This is a genomic window from Ruegeria sp. CDSC085, assembly GCF_059610465.1.
In genome coordinates, this window is record NZ_JBXWNR010000001.1 from 419,589 (window position 1) to 436,004 (window position 16,416).

General features: G+C 58.7%; 18 protein-coding genes. All 18 read right to left on the reverse strand.

What is annotated here, in order from left to right; translation table 11 throughout:
- Window positions 1-6 precede the first annotated feature (6 nt).
- The gene (locus AC2FJB_RS02130; RefSeq protein WP_496719200.1) at window positions 7-756 is read right to left on the reverse strand and encodes a biotin--[acetyl-CoA-carboxylase] ligase; all 750 of its coding nucleotides are present in this window, start codon (window positions 754-756) and stop codon (window positions 7-9) included.
- 54 nt (window positions 757-810) lie between these two features.
- Entirely contained in the window at window positions 811-2,253 is a 1,443-nt protein-coding gene (gene nuoN, locus AC2FJB_RS02135; protein WP_117868412.1) for an NADH-quinone oxidoreductase subunit NuoN, read from the reverse strand.
- Window positions 2,254-2,268: 15 nt separating this feature from the next.
- The gene (locus AC2FJB_RS02140; RefSeq protein WP_117868411.1) at window positions 2,269-3,813 is read right to left on the reverse strand and encodes an NADH-quinone oxidoreductase subunit M; all 1,545 of its coding nucleotides are present in this window, start codon (window positions 3,811-3,813) and stop codon (window positions 2,269-2,271) included.
- Window positions 3,813-5,966 carry an NADH-quinone oxidoreductase subunit L gene (gene nuoL / locus AC2FJB_RS02145; protein WP_496719201.1) on the reverse strand — a complete coding sequence of 718 codons (2,154 nt, stop codon included), beginning with the start codon at window positions 5,964-5,966 and terminating at the stop codon, window positions 3,813-3,815. Before nuoL ends, AC2FJB_RS02140 begins: the two co-directional genes overlap by 1 nt.
- Before the next feature lie 7 nt (window positions 5,967-5,973).
- Window positions 5,974-6,279 (reverse strand): NADH-quinone oxidoreductase subunit NuoK, encoded by a 306-nt coding sequence (gene nuoK / locus AC2FJB_RS02150; protein ID WP_005984024.1) that lies wholly within the window; start codon window positions 6,277-6,279, stop codon window positions 5,974-5,976.
- Window positions 6,280-6,283: 4 nt separating this feature from the next.
- Window positions 6,284-6,886, reverse strand: a complete 603-nt coding sequence (locus tag AC2FJB_RS02155; protein ID WP_085821135.1) for an NADH-quinone oxidoreductase subunit J — start codon at window positions 6,884-6,886, stop codon at window positions 6,284-6,286.
- Window positions 6,883-7,293 carry a carboxymuconolactone decarboxylase family protein gene (locus AC2FJB_RS02160; protein WP_496719202.1) on the reverse strand — a complete coding sequence of 137 codons (411 nt, stop codon included), beginning with the start codon at window positions 7,291-7,293 and terminating at the stop codon, window positions 6,883-6,885. The genes AC2FJB_RS02155 and AC2FJB_RS02160 overlap by 4 nt, the downstream gene beginning before the upstream one ends.
- Window positions 7,290-7,784 carry an NADH-quinone oxidoreductase subunit NuoI gene (nuoI, locus tag AC2FJB_RS02165; protein ID WP_170558477.1) on the reverse strand — a complete coding sequence of 165 codons (495 nt, stop codon included), beginning with the start codon at window positions 7,782-7,784 and terminating at the stop codon, window positions 7,290-7,292. The genes AC2FJB_RS02160 and nuoI overlap by 4 nt, the downstream gene beginning before the upstream one ends.
- Before the next feature lies 1 nt (window position 7,785).
- Entirely contained in the window at window positions 7,786-8,823 is a 1,038-nt protein-coding gene (gene nuoH, locus AC2FJB_RS02170) for an NADH-quinone oxidoreductase subunit NuoH (protein ID WP_152458581.1), read from the reverse strand.
- Between the two features lie 204 nt (window positions 8,824-9,027).
- Window positions 9,028-11,049: an NADH-quinone oxidoreductase subunit NuoG gene (gene nuoG / locus AC2FJB_RS02175; RefSeq protein WP_496719203.1), complete on the reverse strand. Its 2,022-nt coding sequence runs from the start codon at window positions 11,047-11,049 to the stop codon at window positions 9,028-9,030.
- A gap of 5 nt (window positions 11,050-11,054) precedes the next feature.
- Window positions 11,055-11,459, reverse strand: coding sequence for a DUF5333 domain-containing protein (locus AC2FJB_RS02180; protein WP_496719204.1), 405 nt, complete (start codon window positions 11,457-11,459; stop codon window positions 11,055-11,057).
- Window positions 11,460-11,557: 98 nt separating this feature from the next.
- Window positions 11,558-11,908 (reverse strand): hypothetical protein, encoded by a 351-nt coding sequence (locus AC2FJB_RS02185; protein WP_117868403.1) that lies wholly within the window; start codon window positions 11,906-11,908, stop codon window positions 11,558-11,560.
- A gap of 37 nt (window positions 11,909-11,945) precedes the next feature.
- Entirely contained in the window at window positions 11,946-12,362 is a 417-nt protein-coding gene (locus AC2FJB_RS02190) for an MAPEG family protein (RefSeq protein WP_117868402.1), read from the reverse strand.
- Window positions 12,363-12,367: 5 nt separating this feature from the next.
- Complete coding sequence (gene nuoF, locus AC2FJB_RS02195; protein ID WP_299894579.1) at window positions 12,368-13,666, reverse strand: NADH-quinone oxidoreductase subunit NuoF; 1,299 nt, start codon at window positions 13,664-13,666, stop codon at window positions 12,368-12,370.
- A gap of 12 nt (window positions 13,667-13,678) precedes the next feature.
- The gene (locus tag AC2FJB_RS02200) at window positions 13,679-13,900 is read right to left on the reverse strand and encodes a DUF5337 domain-containing protein (protein ID WP_117868400.1); all 222 of its coding nucleotides are present in this window, start codon (window positions 13,898-13,900) and stop codon (window positions 13,679-13,681) included.
- 30 nt (window positions 13,901-13,930) lie between these two features.
- The gene (locus tag AC2FJB_RS02205) at window positions 13,931-15,070 is read right to left on the reverse strand and encodes an NADH-quinone oxidoreductase subunit E (protein ID WP_299894583.1); all 1,140 of its coding nucleotides are present in this window, start codon (window positions 15,068-15,070) and stop codon (window positions 13,931-13,933) included.
- Window positions 15,070-16,293 (reverse strand): NADH-quinone oxidoreductase subunit D, encoded by a 1,224-nt coding sequence (locus AC2FJB_RS02210; protein WP_496719205.1) that lies wholly within the window; start codon window positions 16,291-16,293, stop codon window positions 15,070-15,072. The genes AC2FJB_RS02205 and AC2FJB_RS02210 overlap by 1 nt, the downstream gene beginning before the upstream one ends.
- Window positions 16,293-16,415 (reverse strand): hypothetical protein, encoded by a 123-nt coding sequence (locus tag AC2FJB_RS02215; protein ID WP_256367742.1) that lies wholly within the window; start codon window positions 16,413-16,415, stop codon window positions 16,293-16,295. The genes AC2FJB_RS02210 and AC2FJB_RS02215 overlap by 1 nt, the downstream gene beginning before the upstream one ends.
- Window position 16,416 lies beyond the last annotated feature (1 nt).

A 16,416-nucleotide genomic window follows, 5' to 3' on the forward strand; every position in this document is an offset into this window, starting at 1 on the left:
CCCCTCTCAGAAAAAGACATCCGCCGCAGGAATGCTCACGCGGCCCTTGGCGGTGTTTAAGACAAGGTTACCGCTTGCGTCCACCGTTTCGAAGGTCCCAACCGTTTCTGACGTTCCGGTACGAGCGGTGATAACCTCGCCCAAACGGGCCGCCCGGGACAGCCAGGCAGTGCGGATCGGCTCGAACCCGTAGGTAACGAATTGGGTTTCGTAGTTGGCGTAGGCCGCGGCCAGTTCAGTCAAAAAGTCCTCGGGCGAGACATGCGCACCGGTTTCCGACAACAGTGAAACGGGGCGGAGCGCGCCGGGTTCCACAGCGTCGGGGTCGGGGGCAGTTGCCAGATTCACGCCGATGCCGATGGACAAATGCGCTACACCACGCCCCTGCCCCGTGCTCTCCAGCAGAATACCGGCGAGCTTGCCACCATTGAGCAGGACATCATTGGGCCATTTCAGAGACAGACCTGCTGCCCGCCCTGTAACAGCCACGCAAGCGTCAAACAGGGCTAGCGCAGCCACGAAACTGCGCAAGGCCGCCTGATCCGGCGCGCCTTGAGGGCGCATCAGCAAGGTCGCTGCCAGATTGCCCATCGGGTTGGCCCAGCTTCGTCCGCGCCGCCCACGCGCTGCCGTCTGATGATGCGCCATGATCCAGACGGGGCCACGGGCATTCGGAGCAATCCGCGCCGCTTCATTCAGCGTACTGTCGACTTCCTGCACTTCGTGCAGGCCATAACCTTGGGGCCACTTGGTCATATCAAAAAGGCTCGGTCGCGCGACCGAGCCCCTCTTTCCGGTTGTGCAAAACGTTCAGTTGACAAGCGTGGCCGCCGCGGCTGCTGCCGCGCCCTCGACGCCGAACTGATAGAAGATACCGATCAGCATCAGGGCTGCAGACCCCATCAATGCCACCCACAGAACAGGGGTCGACCGGGTTTCGATCGGCTCTTCGTTCTCGGCCCCGAAATACATGTAGAACACGATCCGCAGGTAATAGAAGGCACCGATAACCGAAGCGATGGCTGAGACGATCACAAGCCCGGTTAAACCAGCACTGACACCGGCCTGCCAGACACCGAACTTCGCGAAGAAACCAAGCATCGGAGGCACACCTGCGAGGCTGAACATCAGGATCAGAACAGCCAGTGCCTTGCCCGGATCACGCTTTGAATACTGGCGCAGCGCGTCGATATCGGTGATGGGTTTGCCGTCACGTTCCATCATCAGAATGAAGGCGAAGGTGCCGATATTCATGGTCACGTAGATGGCAAGATACATCAGCATCGCCTTGATACCCAGCTCGGTACCGGCGGCCAGACCAATCAGCGCATAGCCCATATGGGCGATGGACGAAAACGCCATCAGACGCTTGATATCGCGCTGTCCAATAGCTGCCACGGCACCCAGCAACATCGACAGGACAGATAGCAGGACAATCACTTGCTGCCAGTCTTTGACAATGCCGCCGAACGCGTCATGCAACAGGCGCGCGAACAACGCCATCGCCGCAACCTTGGGCGCCGTGGCAAAGAAGGCCGTGATCGGCGTAGGCGAACCTTCATAAACGTCCGGTGTCCACATATGAAACGGAACGGCCGAGACCTTGAAGGCCAGACCCGAGATCAGGAAGATCAGGCCAAACAGCAGACCAAGCGAAACATCGCCATGGTGAACTGTCTGGATGATGCCCGAGAACAACGTAGTACCGGTGAAGCCATAGACCAGCGACGCACCATAGAGCAGCAGACCCGAGCTCAGCGCCCCCAGCACGAAATACTTCAGACCTGCCTCGGTCGATTTCGCACTGTCACGACGCAGTGCCGCCACGACATAGAGAGACAGCGATTGCAGCTCGAGGCCCATATACAAGGACATCAGATCGCCTGCGCTGACCATCATCATCATACCCACGGCGGCCAGTGCCACCAGCAACGGGTATTCAAATCGCAGCAGATCACGGCGTGCCATGTATTCCTGGCTCATGACCAGAACGGCTCCCGCCGACAGCAGGATGGCCACCTTGGCAAAACGGGCAAAGCCGTCATCGACGAACATGCCGTTGAAGGCGACGTTTGTACCCTCACCCTGAGTTGCAATCCAGATTGCCAGAAGGGCCATAAGACCTGCCGTGGTCCAGACAAGCAGAGGCGCCAACCCGTCCTTTGTCGTGTAGACAGCCCCCAGCAGCGCCGCCATCGCATAAAGCGCCAGAACGATTTCCGGCAGGATAATTGTCAGATCAGCCTGGATCATTTCTCCAAAGCTCCCTTAATGCGAAGCGGCTGTCTGGGTCGCAGCCTCGGCCGCGGCCAGAGCCGTGTCATAGTTCGAAATCAGCGCCGCTGTGGAGTGCCCGATCACATCGGTCACCAGCGACGGGTAGACACCCAGCAGGATGGTCATCACGATCAGCGGGGCGAAGATCAGCCGCTCTCGGGCGCTCATGTCAGTCATCGCCTTCAGGCTTTCCTTGATCAGATCGCCAAAGACCACGCGACGGTACAGCCACAGTGCATACCCAGCCGAGAAGATCACACCGGTCGCGGCCACTGCCGCTACCCAGGTGTTGACCTGGAATGCGCCCATCAGGGTCAGGAACTCGCCGATGAACCCGGATGTACCCGGCAGTCCCACATTGGCCATGGTGAACAGCATGAAGACCAGCGCGTATGCGGGCATCCGGATGACCAGACCGCCATAAGCCTCGATGTCGCGGGTGTGCATCCGGTCATAGATCACGCCGACACACAGGAAGAGCGCGGCCGAAATGAACCCGTGACTGAGCATCTGAAAGATCGCGCCATCGATGCCCTGCTGGTTCGCCGCGAAAATACCCATGGTCACAAAGCCCATATGCGCGACCGAGGAATACGCGATCAGCTTTTTCATATCCTCCTGCACCAGCGCCACAAGCGAGGTATAGACCACGGCAATCGCTGACATCCACAGCACCAGATCGGTCATCACTGCCGAACCCACCGGGAACATCGGCAGGCTGAACCGCAGGAAACCATAGCCGCCCATTTTCAAAAGGATCGCGGCCAGTACGACCGATCCCGCCGTGGGCGCCTGAACGTGGGCATCCGGTAGCCAGGTGTGCACCGGCCACATCGGCATTTTCACCGCGAACGAGGCAAAGAATGCCAGGAACATCAGGGTCTGCATGCCGCCGACAACATAGATACCCAGCACACTGAAGCCCTCGGACGAGAACTGGTGCGTCATCAGCGCGGCAATGTCCGTAGTGCCCGCATCGGCATACATCGCGACCATGGCCACCAGCATCAGAACCGAGCCAAGGAAGGTGTAAAGGAAGAACTTGAAGCTGGCGTAGATCCGGTCCTTGCCACCCCAGATACCGATGATCAGGAACATCGGGATCAGGCCCGCTTCGAAGAACAGATAGAACAGCACCAGATCAAGCGCCATGAAGACGCCCAGCATCAGGGTCTCCAGCAGCAGGAAGGCAACCATATATTCCTTGACGCGATCCGTGACATTCCAGCTGGCCAGAATGGTCAGCGGCATGATGAAGGTCGTCAGCAGAACGAACAGGACACTGATGCCATCAACACCCATCTTGTATTTGAGGCCCATCAGCCACTCACCCTCTTCCACCATCTGGAAGCCGGGATTCGACGAGTCAAAGCCGGTATAGATGCCGATGGAAACCAGGAAGGTCACCGTGGTCGCCAGCAAAGCAATCCACTTGGCGTTCCGCTGTGCGGCCGCATCGTCACCCTGCAGGAACAAGGCCAGAATGCCTGCTGCAATGGCGGGGATAAACGTGACGATCGAAAGGATATAGTCCATTACTGGGCCCCTCCACCGATCGTCATCCAGGTCACAAGGGCCGCTATGCCCAACACCATCCAGAAGGCATAGGTAAAGATGTACCCGGTCTGCGCCTTGCCGGCGAGGCGGGTGAAGAAGGGAACAACGCCCATAGCTACTCCGTTCAGGAAGCCATCGATTGTGTTGCCGTCACCGCGTTTCCACAGGAAGCGGCCAAGCGCCAAAGTGGGTTTGACGAAGACAGCGTCATAGATTTCGTCGAAATACCACTTGTTCAGCAGGAACAGGTAAAGCGGACGTTGATTTGCAGCCAGACGCGCCGGCAGCGATGTGTTCACGATGTAGAACCAGTAGGCCACGACAAAGCCCAGCAACATGGCGACAAACGGTGATACCTTGACCCATTTCGGAGCTGCGTGCGCTTCGTCCAGAACATGGTTGTCCGGCGCCATATAAAGCGCACCCTCACCCGGTTTGCCCGCGAATACATAGTGGTGGTCACCGCCATGCGCGTCTTTCTCGCCATGTTCTGCATTGTCGGTATGGCCGTCGTCTGCGTGGCTTTCATCGGCATGGCTGTCTTCATCGTGTGAAGCATCCGCCGCAGCATGATCATCGGCCTCAGCATGTTCTGACGCTTCTGCCACCGGAATACCGTAGAATTTGCCGACCTTGTCCGCATGGCCGAAGAAATTGCCGTACCAGATCATCCCGGCAAACACCGCACCCAGTGACAACACGCCCAAAGGCACCAGCATGGTCATCGGGCTTTCATGTGCGTGGTCGTGGGTGTGCTTGTCCCCACGCGGTTTGCCGTAGAAGGTCAGGAAGATCAGACGCCAGCTGTAGAACGAGGTGAACATCGCCGCGATCACCAGCATCCAGAAGGCATAGCCAGTGCCGCCAGCATACGCGCTTTCGATAATCGCGTCCTTCGACAGGAACCCGGCAAAACCGATCGTGGTAAGCGGAATGCCGACACCCGTGATGGCCAACGTACCGATCATCATCGCCCAGAAGGTATAGGGGATCTTCTTACGCAGACCGCCGTACTCCGTCATCTCCTGCTCATGATGCATCGCGTGGATCACGGAACCCGCGCCAAGGAACAGCAGCGCTTTGAAGAACGCGTGCGTGAACAGGTGGAACATCGCCGCCGAATACATCCCGACGCCGGCCGCCACGAACATGTAACCCAGCTGGGAACAGGTCGAATAGGCGATGACACGTTTGATGTCGGTCTGGACCAGTCCCACCGTTGCCGCAAAGAACGCGGTCGAGGCCCCGAGGAAGGTGATGAACCCGGTCGCACCGGGGGCGAATTCCATCAGCGGCGACATGCGGCAGACAAGGAACACACCCGCCGTCACCATGGTCGCGGCGTGGATCAGGGCCGACACGGGCGTCGGGCCTTCCATCGCGTCTGGCAACCATGTGTGCAGGATCAGTTGTGCAGATTTACCCATCGCACCGATGAACAGCAGAACGCAGATGACTTCGATGGCGGTCCATTCGCCCCACAGGAAGTGCAGTTTTTCCTCTGCCAGCGCGGGGGCTGACGCAAAGATATCCGAGAAATTGATGCTGTCGGTCAAGAAGAACAGCGCAAAAATGCCCAGAGCGAAGCCAAAGTCACCCACTCGGTTCACGATGAACGCTTTCATCGCCGCCGCATTGGCCGACGGTTTGCGGTAATAGAAGCCGATCAACAAGTAGGACGCGACGCCCACGCCTTCCCAGCCAAAGAACATCTGAACAAGGTTGTCCGCTGTCACCAGCATCAGCATCGCAAAGGTAAAGAAGGACAGATAAGCAAAAAAGCGCGGCTTATAGCTTTCGCCTTCGCGCCACTGCGGGTCGTGATCCATGTAGCCAAAGGAATACAGGTGCACGAGCGCCGAGACGGTCGTCACCACGATCAACATGATCGCAGTCAGGCGGTCCAGACGGATGGCCCAGCTTGTCGAAAGCGAGCCGCTTTCGATCCAGCGCATGATCTCGATCTGCTGGGTGTGGCCGTCGAAGGTGAAGAACACGATCCACGACAGCAGACAGGCCAGAAACAGCAGGCCCGTTGCCGTCCACATGGCAGCTTTCTCGCCAATGAACTTCCAGCCGAACCCGCAGAGCAGCGCGCCCACCAGCGGGGCAAAGAGGATGGTGGTTTCCATAGTTCTCTTAGCCCTTCATCATATTGACGTCTTCAACCGCGATGGTGCCGCGGTTGCGGAAGAAGCAGACCAGAATGGCCAGACCAATCGCTGCCTCGGCCGCCGCAACGGTCAGCACGAACAGGGTGAATACCTGCCCGACCAGATCACCGAGGAAGCTGGAAAACGCCACGAGGTTGATATTCACCGCCAGCAGCATCAGCTCGATGCTCATCAGCAGGATGATGACGTTCTTGCGGTTCAGGAAGAGACCGAAGATGCCGATGACGAACAGCGTCGCCGCGACCGTAAGATAGTGTTCAAGTCCGATCATGGTCTCAAAGTCCCTGCCCCGGTTTCACGTCTTTCAGCTCCATCGCCTTGGCCGGGTCGCGCATCATCTGGCCGATGATGTCTTGACGCTTGATGTCCTTGCGGTGGCGCAGTGTCAAAACAATCGCGCCGATCATGGCCACCAGAAGGATCAGGCCCGCAAGCTGGAACAGAAGGAAGTATTGATCATAAAGGATGACGCCAAGCGCCTCGGTATTGTGGCGATCCACTGGCACCGGCTGGGCCAGATTGGCCGCCGCGCCCTGCGCGCTGTCCCATGCCCCAAAGGCCATGACGAACTGCATCAGGATAACCAGACCAATCAGCAAGGCCAGCGGCATATAGCGCGCCATCTCGGCCTTCAGCTCGGCAAAGTCCACGTCCAGCATCATCACCACGAAGAGGAACAGAACCGCGACCGCGCCGACATAGACGATGATCAGCAGCATCGCCACGAACTCGGCCCCCAGCAGCACGAACAACCCTGCCGAAGACAGGAAGGACAGGATCAGCCACAGCACCGAGTGCACCGGCTGGCGGCTGATCACCGTGAACAGCCCGCCGGTGATGGCGCTGATGGCAAACAGATAGAAGGCAAAGACGGTCATTGATCCTCATCCTCGTTGTCACCCATGACCTCTTGCGCCAGATCCAGCGCGCGAGTCATGGCCGGGATGCCGGCAAAGACCGACATCTGACCGATCGTTTCCACGATCTCTTGTTTCTTGGCACCTGCCTCAAGCGCGTGGCGCACGGTTTGACGTACCGCCGAGTCCGCCTGAGCGCCCTGACAGGTCAGCCCGGCCAGAGTCAGCAGCAGGCGCGTTTTGGCGTCCAGCCCGTCAGTGTTGACGGTGTTGCCGAACATCATCTCCATGACCTCTTTGGGCATGGTCGGCCACAGCGCCTCGAAACCCTTGGGCGAGAAGTTTTCCATCGCCGGGTTCATCGCCTTGGCCATGTCCTGAGCCTGCTTCATCATCAGCTCGAACGGGTTTGTCGGGCTGTCAGTCATCTGTACGGCGCGTCCATTTCCAGATTGCGGGCGATTTCGGCTTCCCAGCGTTCGCCGTTGTCGAGCAGTTTTTCCTTGTCGTAGAACAGCTCTTCACGGGTTTCGGTGGCGAATTCGAAATTCGGGCCTTCGACGATGGCATCGACCGGGCAGGCCTCTTGGCAAAAACCGCAATAGATGCACTTGGTCATGTCGATGTCATAACGCGTGGTGCGGCGGCTGCCGTCTTCGCGCGGTTCAGCGTCGATAGTGATTGCTTGCGCAGGGCAGACCGCCTCGCAGAGTTTACACGCGATGCAGCGTTCTTCGCCATTCGGATAACGGCGCAGGGCATGCTCACCGCGAAAACGTGGGCTAAGCGGGCCCTTTTCGTGCGGGTAGTTGATGGTGGCCTTGGGGGCGAAGAAATACTTTAGTCCCAGTTTCATGCCGACCCAGAAGTCCTGCAGAAGGAAATACTTGGCAGCGCGGGTATAGTCGATTTGGGTCATATCAGCCTCCTACGCTCCAACGCGCAAACGCGCCCCAGAACCAGTCGAATTTCGCCGCAAAGGCCACGAAAACCACCCAAGCCAGCGAGAACGGCAGGAAGACCTTCCAGCCCAGCCGCATCAGCTGGTCATAGCGATAGCGGGGCGTGATCGCCTTGACCATTGCGAAGATGAAGAAAAAGAACGCCATCTTGGCAACCATCCACAGCACGCCATCAGGCAAGCCCGGGATCGGCGACAGCCAGCCGCCGAAGAACAGCAGCGAGGTCAGCGCGCACATCAGGAAGATGGCGATGTATTCGCCTGCCATGAACAGCAGGAAGGGCGTGGCCGAGTATTCGACCTGGTAACCGGCGACCAGTTCCGATTCCGCCTCGGGCAGGTCAAACGGGGGTCGGTTGGTTTCGGCCAGGGCCGAGATGAAGAACAGGAACACCATCGGGAAATGCGGCAGCCAATACCAGCTGAAGAACCCGAACGACCCATCCTGAGCGCGCACGATGTCACCGAAATTCATCGACCCGGTCGAGATGATCACGCCGATGATGATCAGGCCGATCGAAACCTCGTAGGAGATCATCTGCGCGGCCGAGCGCAGCGAGCCCAGGAACGGGTACTTTGAGTTCGACGCCCAACCGCCCATGATCACGCCATAAACCTCAAGAGAGGACACCGCGAATACATAGAGGATCGCGACGTTGATATCCGACAGAACCCAGCCATCGTTGAACGGGATAACCGCCCAGGCGATCATTGCCAGAACGAAGGATGTCAGCGGCGCGAGGATAAAGACCGTCCGGTCGGCGCCCGCGGGGATGACGACCTCTTTCACCACATATTTCAGGGCATCCGCCACCGATTGCAGCAAGCCGTAGACGCCAACCACGTTGGGGCCGCGGCGCATCTGGACAGCGGCCCAGATCTTGCGGTCTCCGTAAACAAGGAACAACAGTGAAATCATCACAAAGGCCACAACGGCAAGCACTTGCGCCAGAATGATGATGGCTATTCCGCCTGGGGTGTTAAAGAATTCAGCCATTGGTCCTCACACCGTGGGTATTCCGTTTTCCGCGTGTGATGCAAAGGCCAGATGCCTGCGCATTTTGCGGCTGGGTCGGCGCGTTGGTGTAAACAGCATCTGCCGTCTTTGCGCCACCCTTAATCTTCAAATTCACACGCAATTCGGGCGCGGCCATCTGCCACCCGGCTGCCACATCTGGTTGCGATATGAAACAGGAGTGGTTCATTCAGCCGCAATCTTCTCTGACTTACGGGCCTGTGCCTGCGCCGAAAGTTCGGCCATCAACTGCGAAGCACGCGCGATTGGGTTGGTCAGATAGAAATCCCTGACCGTATTGCGGAAACTTGCCTTACCCAGAGGTCCGGCGTCCAGTGCCTGAACCTCATTCTGCGCCACTTCATCAATCCGGGCGAGATGCGGAACCGCCTCGATCAGCGCAGTGCGCAGTTGCGCCAGCGAATCGAAGGGCAGTGTTGCACCCAATTCGGCAGACAGGGCACGCAGGATGGCCCAGTTCTCCTTGGCGTCACCCGGCGCGAACCCCGCGCGCATTGCCAGCTGCGGGCGACCCTCGGTATTCACGAACAGACCGTTTTCCTCGGTATAGGCTGCGCCCGGCAGGATCACATCGGCGCGGTGTGCGCCCCGATCTCCATGACTGCCCTGATAGATAACAAAGGCACCTTCGCCAATTTCGACTTCGTCTGCACCAAGGTTGTAGATCACATCAGCGGCGCTGACGGCGTCCATGCCACCCTCGTTGGTGGCATCCACATCCATCCCCCCCACGCGCGACGCAGCAGTGTGCAGAACGATCAAACCACTTTCAGTATTGGTAGCAATGGTTTGCGCGGCAGCCAGAACAGCAGCGCCGTCAGCCTCTTGCAAGGCGCCCTGCCCGACGATGATCAAAGATGCCTTGTCCTTGATCACGTCATCACCGCCCATGTCGACGACCTTTTGCAGCGCGGCACGGTCATCACCCATATGATGATAGTCGTAGGTCAAATCTGCCGCCGGACCGACCAGAGCAACCTCGGCACCATGTGCCCAGGCCTTGCGAATGCGGGCGTTGAGAACCGGTGCTTCGTCGCGCGGGTTGGTCCCGATCAGCAGGATGCGCTCGGCGATGTCGATATCTTCGATCGCTGCGGTCCCGGCATAAGCACCACGATTCCCCGCAGGCAGCTTGGCGCCATCGGTACGGCACTCAACAACACCGCCCTGCCCTTCGATCAGCTGTTTTAGCGAAAATACCGCCTCGACGGGAGCCAGATCGCCCACGATCCCAGCCGGTTTCTCAGCCCCTTTCAGAGCCTCCGCAGCTTTGGTCAGTGCCTCGGGCCAGGTTGACCGGCGCAGTTTGCCGTTTTCACGCACATAAGGTCTATCCAGACGCTGGCGGCGCAACCCATCCCAGACAAAACGAGTTTTATCGCTGATCCATTCCTCGTTCACCCCATCATGGTTACGCGGCAGGAACCGCATCACTTCGCGCCCCTTCGTATCCACGCGGATGTTCGAACCAAGCGCATCCATCACATCAATGCTTTCGGTCTTGGTCAGTTCCCACGGACGCGCGGTAAAGGCATAGGGCTTGGAAGTCAGCGCCCCAACCGGGCACAGATCGATGATGTTGCCCTGCAAATTCGAATCCAGCGTCTGGTTCAGATACGAGGTGATCTCGGCATCCTCGCCGCGCCCGGTCTGACCCATCTGAGTTATCCCGGCAACTTCGGTGGTGAAGCGCACGCAGCGGGTGCAGCTGATGCAGCGGGTCATTGCGGTGCCCACAAGCGGCCCTAGATCCAGATCATCGACCGCCCGCTTTGCTTCCTTGAAACGGGATCCGGACACGCCATACGCCATCGCCTGATCCTGAAGGTCGCATTCACCACCCTGATCGCAGATCGGGCAATCCAGCGGATGGTTGATCAGCAGGAACTCCATCACGCCTTCGCGGGCCTTTTTGACCATGGGTGAGTTCGTCTTGACCACCGGGGGCTGGCCCTCAGGCCCGGGACGCAGGTCACGCACCTGCATTGCGCAGGAGGCCGCAGGTTTCGGCGGGCCACCCACAACCTCGACTAGGCACATCCGGCAATTGCCGGCAATCGACAAGCGCTCGTGGTAACAGAAGCGCGGCACTTCGACCCCGGCTTGTTCACAAGCCTGGATCAGGGTCATCGCGCCATCGACTTCGATTTCCTGTCCGTCGATATTGATCTTGCGGAGGTCAGACATGGCTCTCAATTCGCCCTCAAATAAACGCCAATAGCGCTGTTTCTTTGGATTTCTTTCTGCCCCAGAGTGCAGAACGTGTTGGGGTTGTCATAGGTCACGCCATTCGAAGCCAGATACGCCTCGCCCTTGGCGCGCATCCGGTCTTTCTCTGAATCCGAGTCGACATATGAGCGGATTTCACTGTCCGAGTACCCCAGTTTGTTCGCTTTGGACCGCAGCCCCCACATAACACTGATCGCTTTCATTCGCCGCCCGCTGATCGACGGACAGAATTCGGAGATCTCATTTGCGATGGCGATGTAATAGAGTTCGTCGTCGATCTCTTTGACATCCCTCAAGGGCGGCTTTGCTTCTGCAACAGCCGGAAACGTGATCACGGCGGCCAAGGCGAGTGTTTCTGCAAAAGACATTGTTCTTCCTTTCGTTTTGGATGCTCCAAAACGAAAGGGTCCGGTCTTGCTAGGCAATAACGGCCTGCAATCCACGTCGTGATATGCAAAAACGCGTGTCATGGCCGTTGGCATTTTCCTGCAAACGTCAATTGATCATCACTGATGCGCAGGTTTTGCGGCTCGGTATCCGGCCCCACTTTCCAATCGATCCGGGAAGATCCAAAATTCTGCACACAGAACTTGGTTCCTTCATGGCGCCCGGCTTCACGCGCGCCGTCCAAGGACGCGGACGCGCCCTTCACCACAACAGTAAAGTCCGTGGGCGATGCTTTCTTGTCGACCGGCTTTGCCTTGGCCTTGAACGACTTTCCGTCGAACAGAAGACGATCTTCCGACGGCTTGATGATGCCGCAGGCGGACACGCTTGCCAGTACCAGCAGGACTACAAGGGTTTTTCGGGCCGTCATACTATCCCTCTTAGTGTTCTCATCTGCCGGGTCGCCATCAGAACGCCGCCACCAATGCCATAAGCCCAATCACAAACATGCAGGCCCAGCCCAATACATACAGCACGGACCGCAGGCCACTGTTTGGCTTACCTATGCCTTTGAAGTGCACCACCAGCATCACCAAACGCGCGACCAAAGCGACAGACGCCAGAAGATTGACCCAGAACGGGCTGGCGCCCAGTAAAACCGCCGCGGTCACAACGGCCACAAACGCCGGAAGCGTTTCCGTTCCGTTCAGATAGGCCCGGTTCAGACGATAGGCCTGGTCAGAATAATCCTGCTCTGGAGTCGCCCCCGGCGCGAGGCCCTTGCCCTGCTTGGCCAGCGCTGAAAACGGGGCCAGGAACAGAACCACCAGTGTGAAAAGCACAACCGATGAAATCGCGTGGCTGTATTCTGCAAACATGTCCATCCCGTTCACTCCGCCGCCATCGCACCCATACGGCCCGATTTCTGTGCCTTGATGCGGCCTTCGATTTCTTCCCGGAAATTGCGGATCAGGCCCTGGATCGGCCAGGCTGCCGCATCGCCGAGCGCGCAGATCGTGTGACCCTCGACCTGCTTTGTCACGTCAAACAGCATGTCGATCTCTTCCAGTTCAGCTTCGCCGCGCACCAGACGGTCCATGACCCGCATCATCCAACCGGTGCCTTCGCGACATGGGGTGCACTGACCACAGCTTTCATGCTTATAGAATTTCGACAGGCGCCAGATCGCCTTGATGATGTCGGTGGACTTGTCCATCACGATCACCGCTGCCGTTCCAAGCCCTGAGCCCAGATCGTTGCGCAGATAATCGAAATCCATGATCGCGTCGCGCATGTTCTCACCGCGCACACACGGAACCGAGGATCCACCGGGGATCACGGCCAGCAGATTGTCCCAGCCGCCGCGAATGCCGCCGCAATGGGTCTCGATCAGCTCCTCGAAGGAAATCGACATTGCCTCTTCCACGACGCAGGGGTTGTTCACATGGCCTGAGATCGCAAACAGCTTGGTGCCCGCGTTGTTTTGGCGACCGAAGCCAGCGAACCAGTCGGCCCCCCGGCGCAGGATGGTCGGCACGACCGCAATCGATTCCACATTGTTCACAGTTGTCGGGCAACCATACAGGCCAGCGCCTGCTGGAAACGGAGGCTTCATCCGCGGCATGCCCTTCTTGCCCTCAAGGCTTTCAATAAGGGCGGTTTCCTCGCCGCAGATATAGGCACCAGCGCCGTGATGCAGGAAGATATCAAAATCCCAACCTGAACCGGCGGCGTTCTTGCCCAGCAAGCCGGCATCATAAGCCTCATCAATCGCCGCCTGCAGCGCCTCACGCTCGCGGATATATTCGCCACGCAGGTAGATGTAACAGGTGTGGGCGTTCATCGCGAAAGACGCGATCAGGCAACCTTCGATCAGCGTATGCGGATCGTGGCGCATGATCTCTCGGTCTTTGCAGGTTCCGGGTTCGGATTCGTCCGCGTTGACCACCAGATAGGACGGGCGCCCGTCACTTTCCTTTGGCATGAATGACCATTTCAGACCGGTTGGAAAGCCCGCGCCGCCGCGACCACGCAGGCCCGAGTCTTTCATCGTCTGGATGATCCAGTCGCGCCCCTTATCAATCAGGCCAGCAGTGCCGTCCCAATGCCCGCGGGCCTGCGCACCTTTCAGCGTGCGCTCATGCATCCCGTAGATGTTGGTAAAGATCCGGTCCTGATCCTTCAGCATCGCGTGTTACCTTCAGCTGTCCTGACGCATGCGCCAGAGTTGAAAAATGTTGATCCCCGCATAGATGAACCCCGCCAGAGCAGCGAGATCAAACAGCAGAGCGTGCCGGGTCGTCAAACCCAGCTCGGGGCCAATGAACAGGTTCATTGCAAGCCAGATCAGCATGGTCACAGCGATGACCATCCCGATATGTCGGCCCTTGCGGGCTATGGCCTTTTCCTTGTCCTTGTCCATTTTCCCCTGATACCCCGGACGGGCATCCGTCTAGTCTTTGTACGTGCCCTCAGATTTGGCACGTTTGGCAAATTCGGTCTCTTCACCCGCTGCAAGCTTGGCCGCCTGTTCAATCCAATCATCGCGCTCGATCCGGCCCTTGAATTTCAAACGCGCATCGACCCAGGCCACCTGTTCCGGCGTCCAGGCAGCGATCTGGTCGTAGTGATAGAAACCCAGCTCGTTCAGTGTCTGCTCCAGCTTGGGACCGACGCCTTTCAACAGCTTCAGGTCATCTGCCTTGCCGTCGCGTGCAGCGGTCAGGGTCTCTGGTTGATCCTCTTTGACGTCCGCGGGTTTGGCTTCGACGTCCTTCGCAACAGGTTTGGCTTTCGCCTCTGCCGCTTGTTTCACAGCCGGTTTCGGAGCCTCGGGCGCCTTCGGAGGTTTCGCAGCAGCCGTCGCACCCACCTGCTTGCCATCCTTACCAAGCCACGGTGTCAGAATCGGAACTTCGGTCCCGTCGATACGCTTGACCGTGTCCCCCAGCCCTGTCGCCAGTTCAACGCTTGCGTTGTATTTCGGCTTGCCGGCTTCATATTCGGACAGGCTGGAAAGCCCTTTCAACGGCTCGGCCGCGTAACGCCCATTCTGAGGACCGGGTGTCGGCACCTTGCCCGCCACCAGATCGTCGATGATCCTGCCAAAGCTCTCGGCGGTCATGTCTTCGTAGTAATCCTTGCCGATCTGCGCCATCGGTGCGTTGGTGCACGAGCCGAGGCATTCCACCTCTTCCCAGCTCAGCTTGCCATCGGCAGACAGTTCATGCGGTTTCGACGCGATCTTTTCCTTGCAGACCGCGATCAGATCTTCGGCCCCACAAATCATGCAGGAGGTCGTGCCGCAGACCTGAATATGCGCGACTGAGCCAACCGGTTGCAGCTGGAACATAAAATAGAAGGACGCGACCTCAAGCACACGGATATAGGCCATGCCCAGCATGTCGGCGACGGATTCGATCGCCGGACGAGACAGCCAGCCCTCCTGCTCCTGCGCGCGCCACAGCAGCGGGATGACCGCGCTGGCCTGACGACCTTCGGGGTATTTGGTGATCTGCGCTTCGGCCCATTGCTGGTTGGCAGCGGTGAAGGCAAAGCTTTCGGGTTGTTCGGGATGAAGACGGCGGAGCATTAGCGGTCAATCTCTCCAAATACGACATCCATGGTGCCGATGATGGCGGCGACGTCGGCCAGCTGGTGGCCCTTGGCGACGTAATCCATGGCTTGCAGGTGCAGGAAACCCGGTGCGCGCAGCTTGGCGCGGTAGGGTTTGTTGGTGCCGTCGGCGACCAGATAGACGCCGAACTCGCCCTTGGGGGCTTCGACAGCGGCGTAAACTTCACCTGCGGGGACGTGGAAGCCTTCGGTGTACAGCTTGAAGTGATGGATCAGGCTTTCCATCGAGGTCTTCATGTCCGACCGTTTCGGCGGGGTGATCTTGCCTCGGGCCAGAACGTCACCGGGGCAGTCGCGGATTTTGACGATGGCCTGCTGGATGATCAGCAGCGATTGGCGCATCTCTTCCATGCGCACCAAATAGCGATCATAGCAGTCGCCGTTCTTGCCGACGGGAATCTGGAACTCGAACTCGTCATAGCATTCATAGGGCTGCGCGCGGCGCAAATCCCATGCCAGACCGGATCCGCGCACCATCACGCCCGAGAAGCCGTATTTCTGGATGTCATCTTCGGTCACGACGCCAATATCGGCGTTGCGCTGTTTGAAGATGCGGTTTTCGGTCAGCAGACCGTCAATGTCGTCCAGAACGGTGGGGAATTCGTGGCTCCATGCCTCGATATCGTCCAGCAGTTCCGGCGGCAGATCCTGATGAACACCACCGGGGCGGAAATAGGCCGCGTGCAGGCGGGCGCCACAGGCACGCTCATAGAACACCATCAGCTTTTCACGCTCTTCAAAACCCCAGAGCGGCGGGGTCAATGCGCCCACGTCCATAGCCTGCGTGGTCACGTTCAGCAGGTGGTTCAGGATGCGTCCGATTTCGGAATACAGAACCCGGATCAGCGAGCCCCGGCGCGGCACCTCGACCCCGGTCAGCTTTTCGATGGCCAGGCACCAGGCATGTTCCTGGTTCATCGGCGCCACATAATCCAACCGGTCGAAATACGGCAGGTTCTGAAGATAGGTCCGGCTTTCCATCAGCTTTTCGGTGCCACGGTGCAGCAGGCCGATATGCGGATCGCAGCGTTCGACGATCTCACCGTCCAGTTCCAGCACAAGGCGCAGAACCCCGTGCGCCGCAGGGTGTTGCGGGCCGAAGTTAATGTTGAAATTGCGGATCTTCTGTTCTCCGCTCAGCGCGTCCGTGCTGCCGTCATCGTATCTTGAGCCGTCCATCAACGCCCTCGTTTCTTTTTCGCATCGGCCCGAACCCGAACCTTTTCCGCTTCGGCGGCCTTGGCTGCGGCCCCCGCCAGCAGAACCCCCAACGCGCCCAGAATGATCAACTCACCCATCATC

Bases quoted from the DNA above. Each gene is read 5' to 3' on its own strand.
- AC2FJB_RS02190 (WP_117868402.1), bottom strand. From the start codon at position 12,362: ATGGACATGTTTGCAGAATACAGCCACGCGATTTCATCGGTTGTGCTT.
- nuoN (WP_117868412.1), bottom strand. From the start codon at position 2,253: ATGATCCAGGCTGATCTGACAATTATCCTGCCGGAAATCGTTCTGGCG.
- AC2FJB_RS02160 (WP_496719202.1), bottom strand. From the start codon at position 7,293: ATGACTGACAGCCCGACAAACCCGTTCGAGCTGATGATGAAGCAGGCT.
- AC2FJB_RS02180 (WP_496719204.1), bottom strand. From the start codon at position 11,459: ATGTCTTTTGCAGAAACACTCGCCTTGGCCGCCGTGATCACGTTTCCG.
- AC2FJB_RS02210 (WP_496719205.1), bottom strand. From the start codon at position 16,293: ATGGACGGCTCAAGATACGATGACGGCAGCACGGACGCGCTGAGCGGA.
- nuoG (WP_496719203.1), bottom strand. From the start codon at position 11,049: ATGTCTGACCTCCGCAAGATCAATATCGACGGACAGGAAATCGAAGTC.
- AC2FJB_RS02130 (WP_496719200.1), bottom strand. From the start codon at position 756: ATGACCAAGTGGCCCCAAGGTTATGGCCTGCACGAAGTGCAGGAAGTC.
- AC2FJB_RS02200 (WP_117868400.1), bottom strand. From the start codon at position 13,900: ATGGACAAGGACAAGGAAAAGGCCATAGCCCGCAAGGGCCGACATATC.
- nuoL (WP_496719201.1), bottom strand. From the start codon at position 5,966: ATGGAAACCACCATCCTCTTTGCCCCGCTGGTGGGCGCGCTGCTCTGC.
- nuoH (WP_152458581.1), bottom strand. From the start codon at position 8,823: ATGGCTGAATTCTTTAACACCCCAGGCGGAATAGCCATCATCATTCTG.
- AC2FJB_RS02205 (WP_299894583.1), bottom strand. From the start codon at position 15,070: ATGCTCCGCCGTCTTCATCCCGAACAACCCGAAAGCTTTGCCTTCACC.
- nuoF (WP_299894579.1), bottom strand. From the start codon at position 13,666: ATGCTGAAGGATCAGGACCGGATCTTTACCAACATCTACGGGATGCAT.
- nuoI (WP_170558477.1), bottom strand. From the start codon at position 7,784: ATGACCCAAATCGACTATACCCGCGCTGCCAAGTATTTCCTTCTGCAG.
- AC2FJB_RS02185 (WP_117868403.1), bottom strand. From the start codon at position 11,908: ATGACGGCCCGAAAAACCCTTGTAGTCCTGCTGGTACTGGCAAGCGTG.
- AC2FJB_RS02140 (WP_117868411.1), bottom strand. From the start codon at position 3,813: ATGGACTATATCCTTTCGATCGTCACGTTTATCCCCGCCATTGCAGCA.
- nuoK (WP_005984024.1), bottom strand. From the start codon at position 6,279: ATGATCGGACTTGAACACTATCTTACGGTCGCGGCGACGCTGTTCGTC.
- AC2FJB_RS02155 (WP_085821135.1), bottom strand. From the start codon at position 6,886: ATGACCGTCTTTGCCTTCTATCTGTTTGCCATCAGCGCCATCACCGGC.
- AC2FJB_RS02215 (WP_256367742.1), bottom strand. From the start codon at position 16,415: ATGATGGGTGAGTTGATCATTCTGGGCGCGTTGGGGGTTCTGCTGGCG.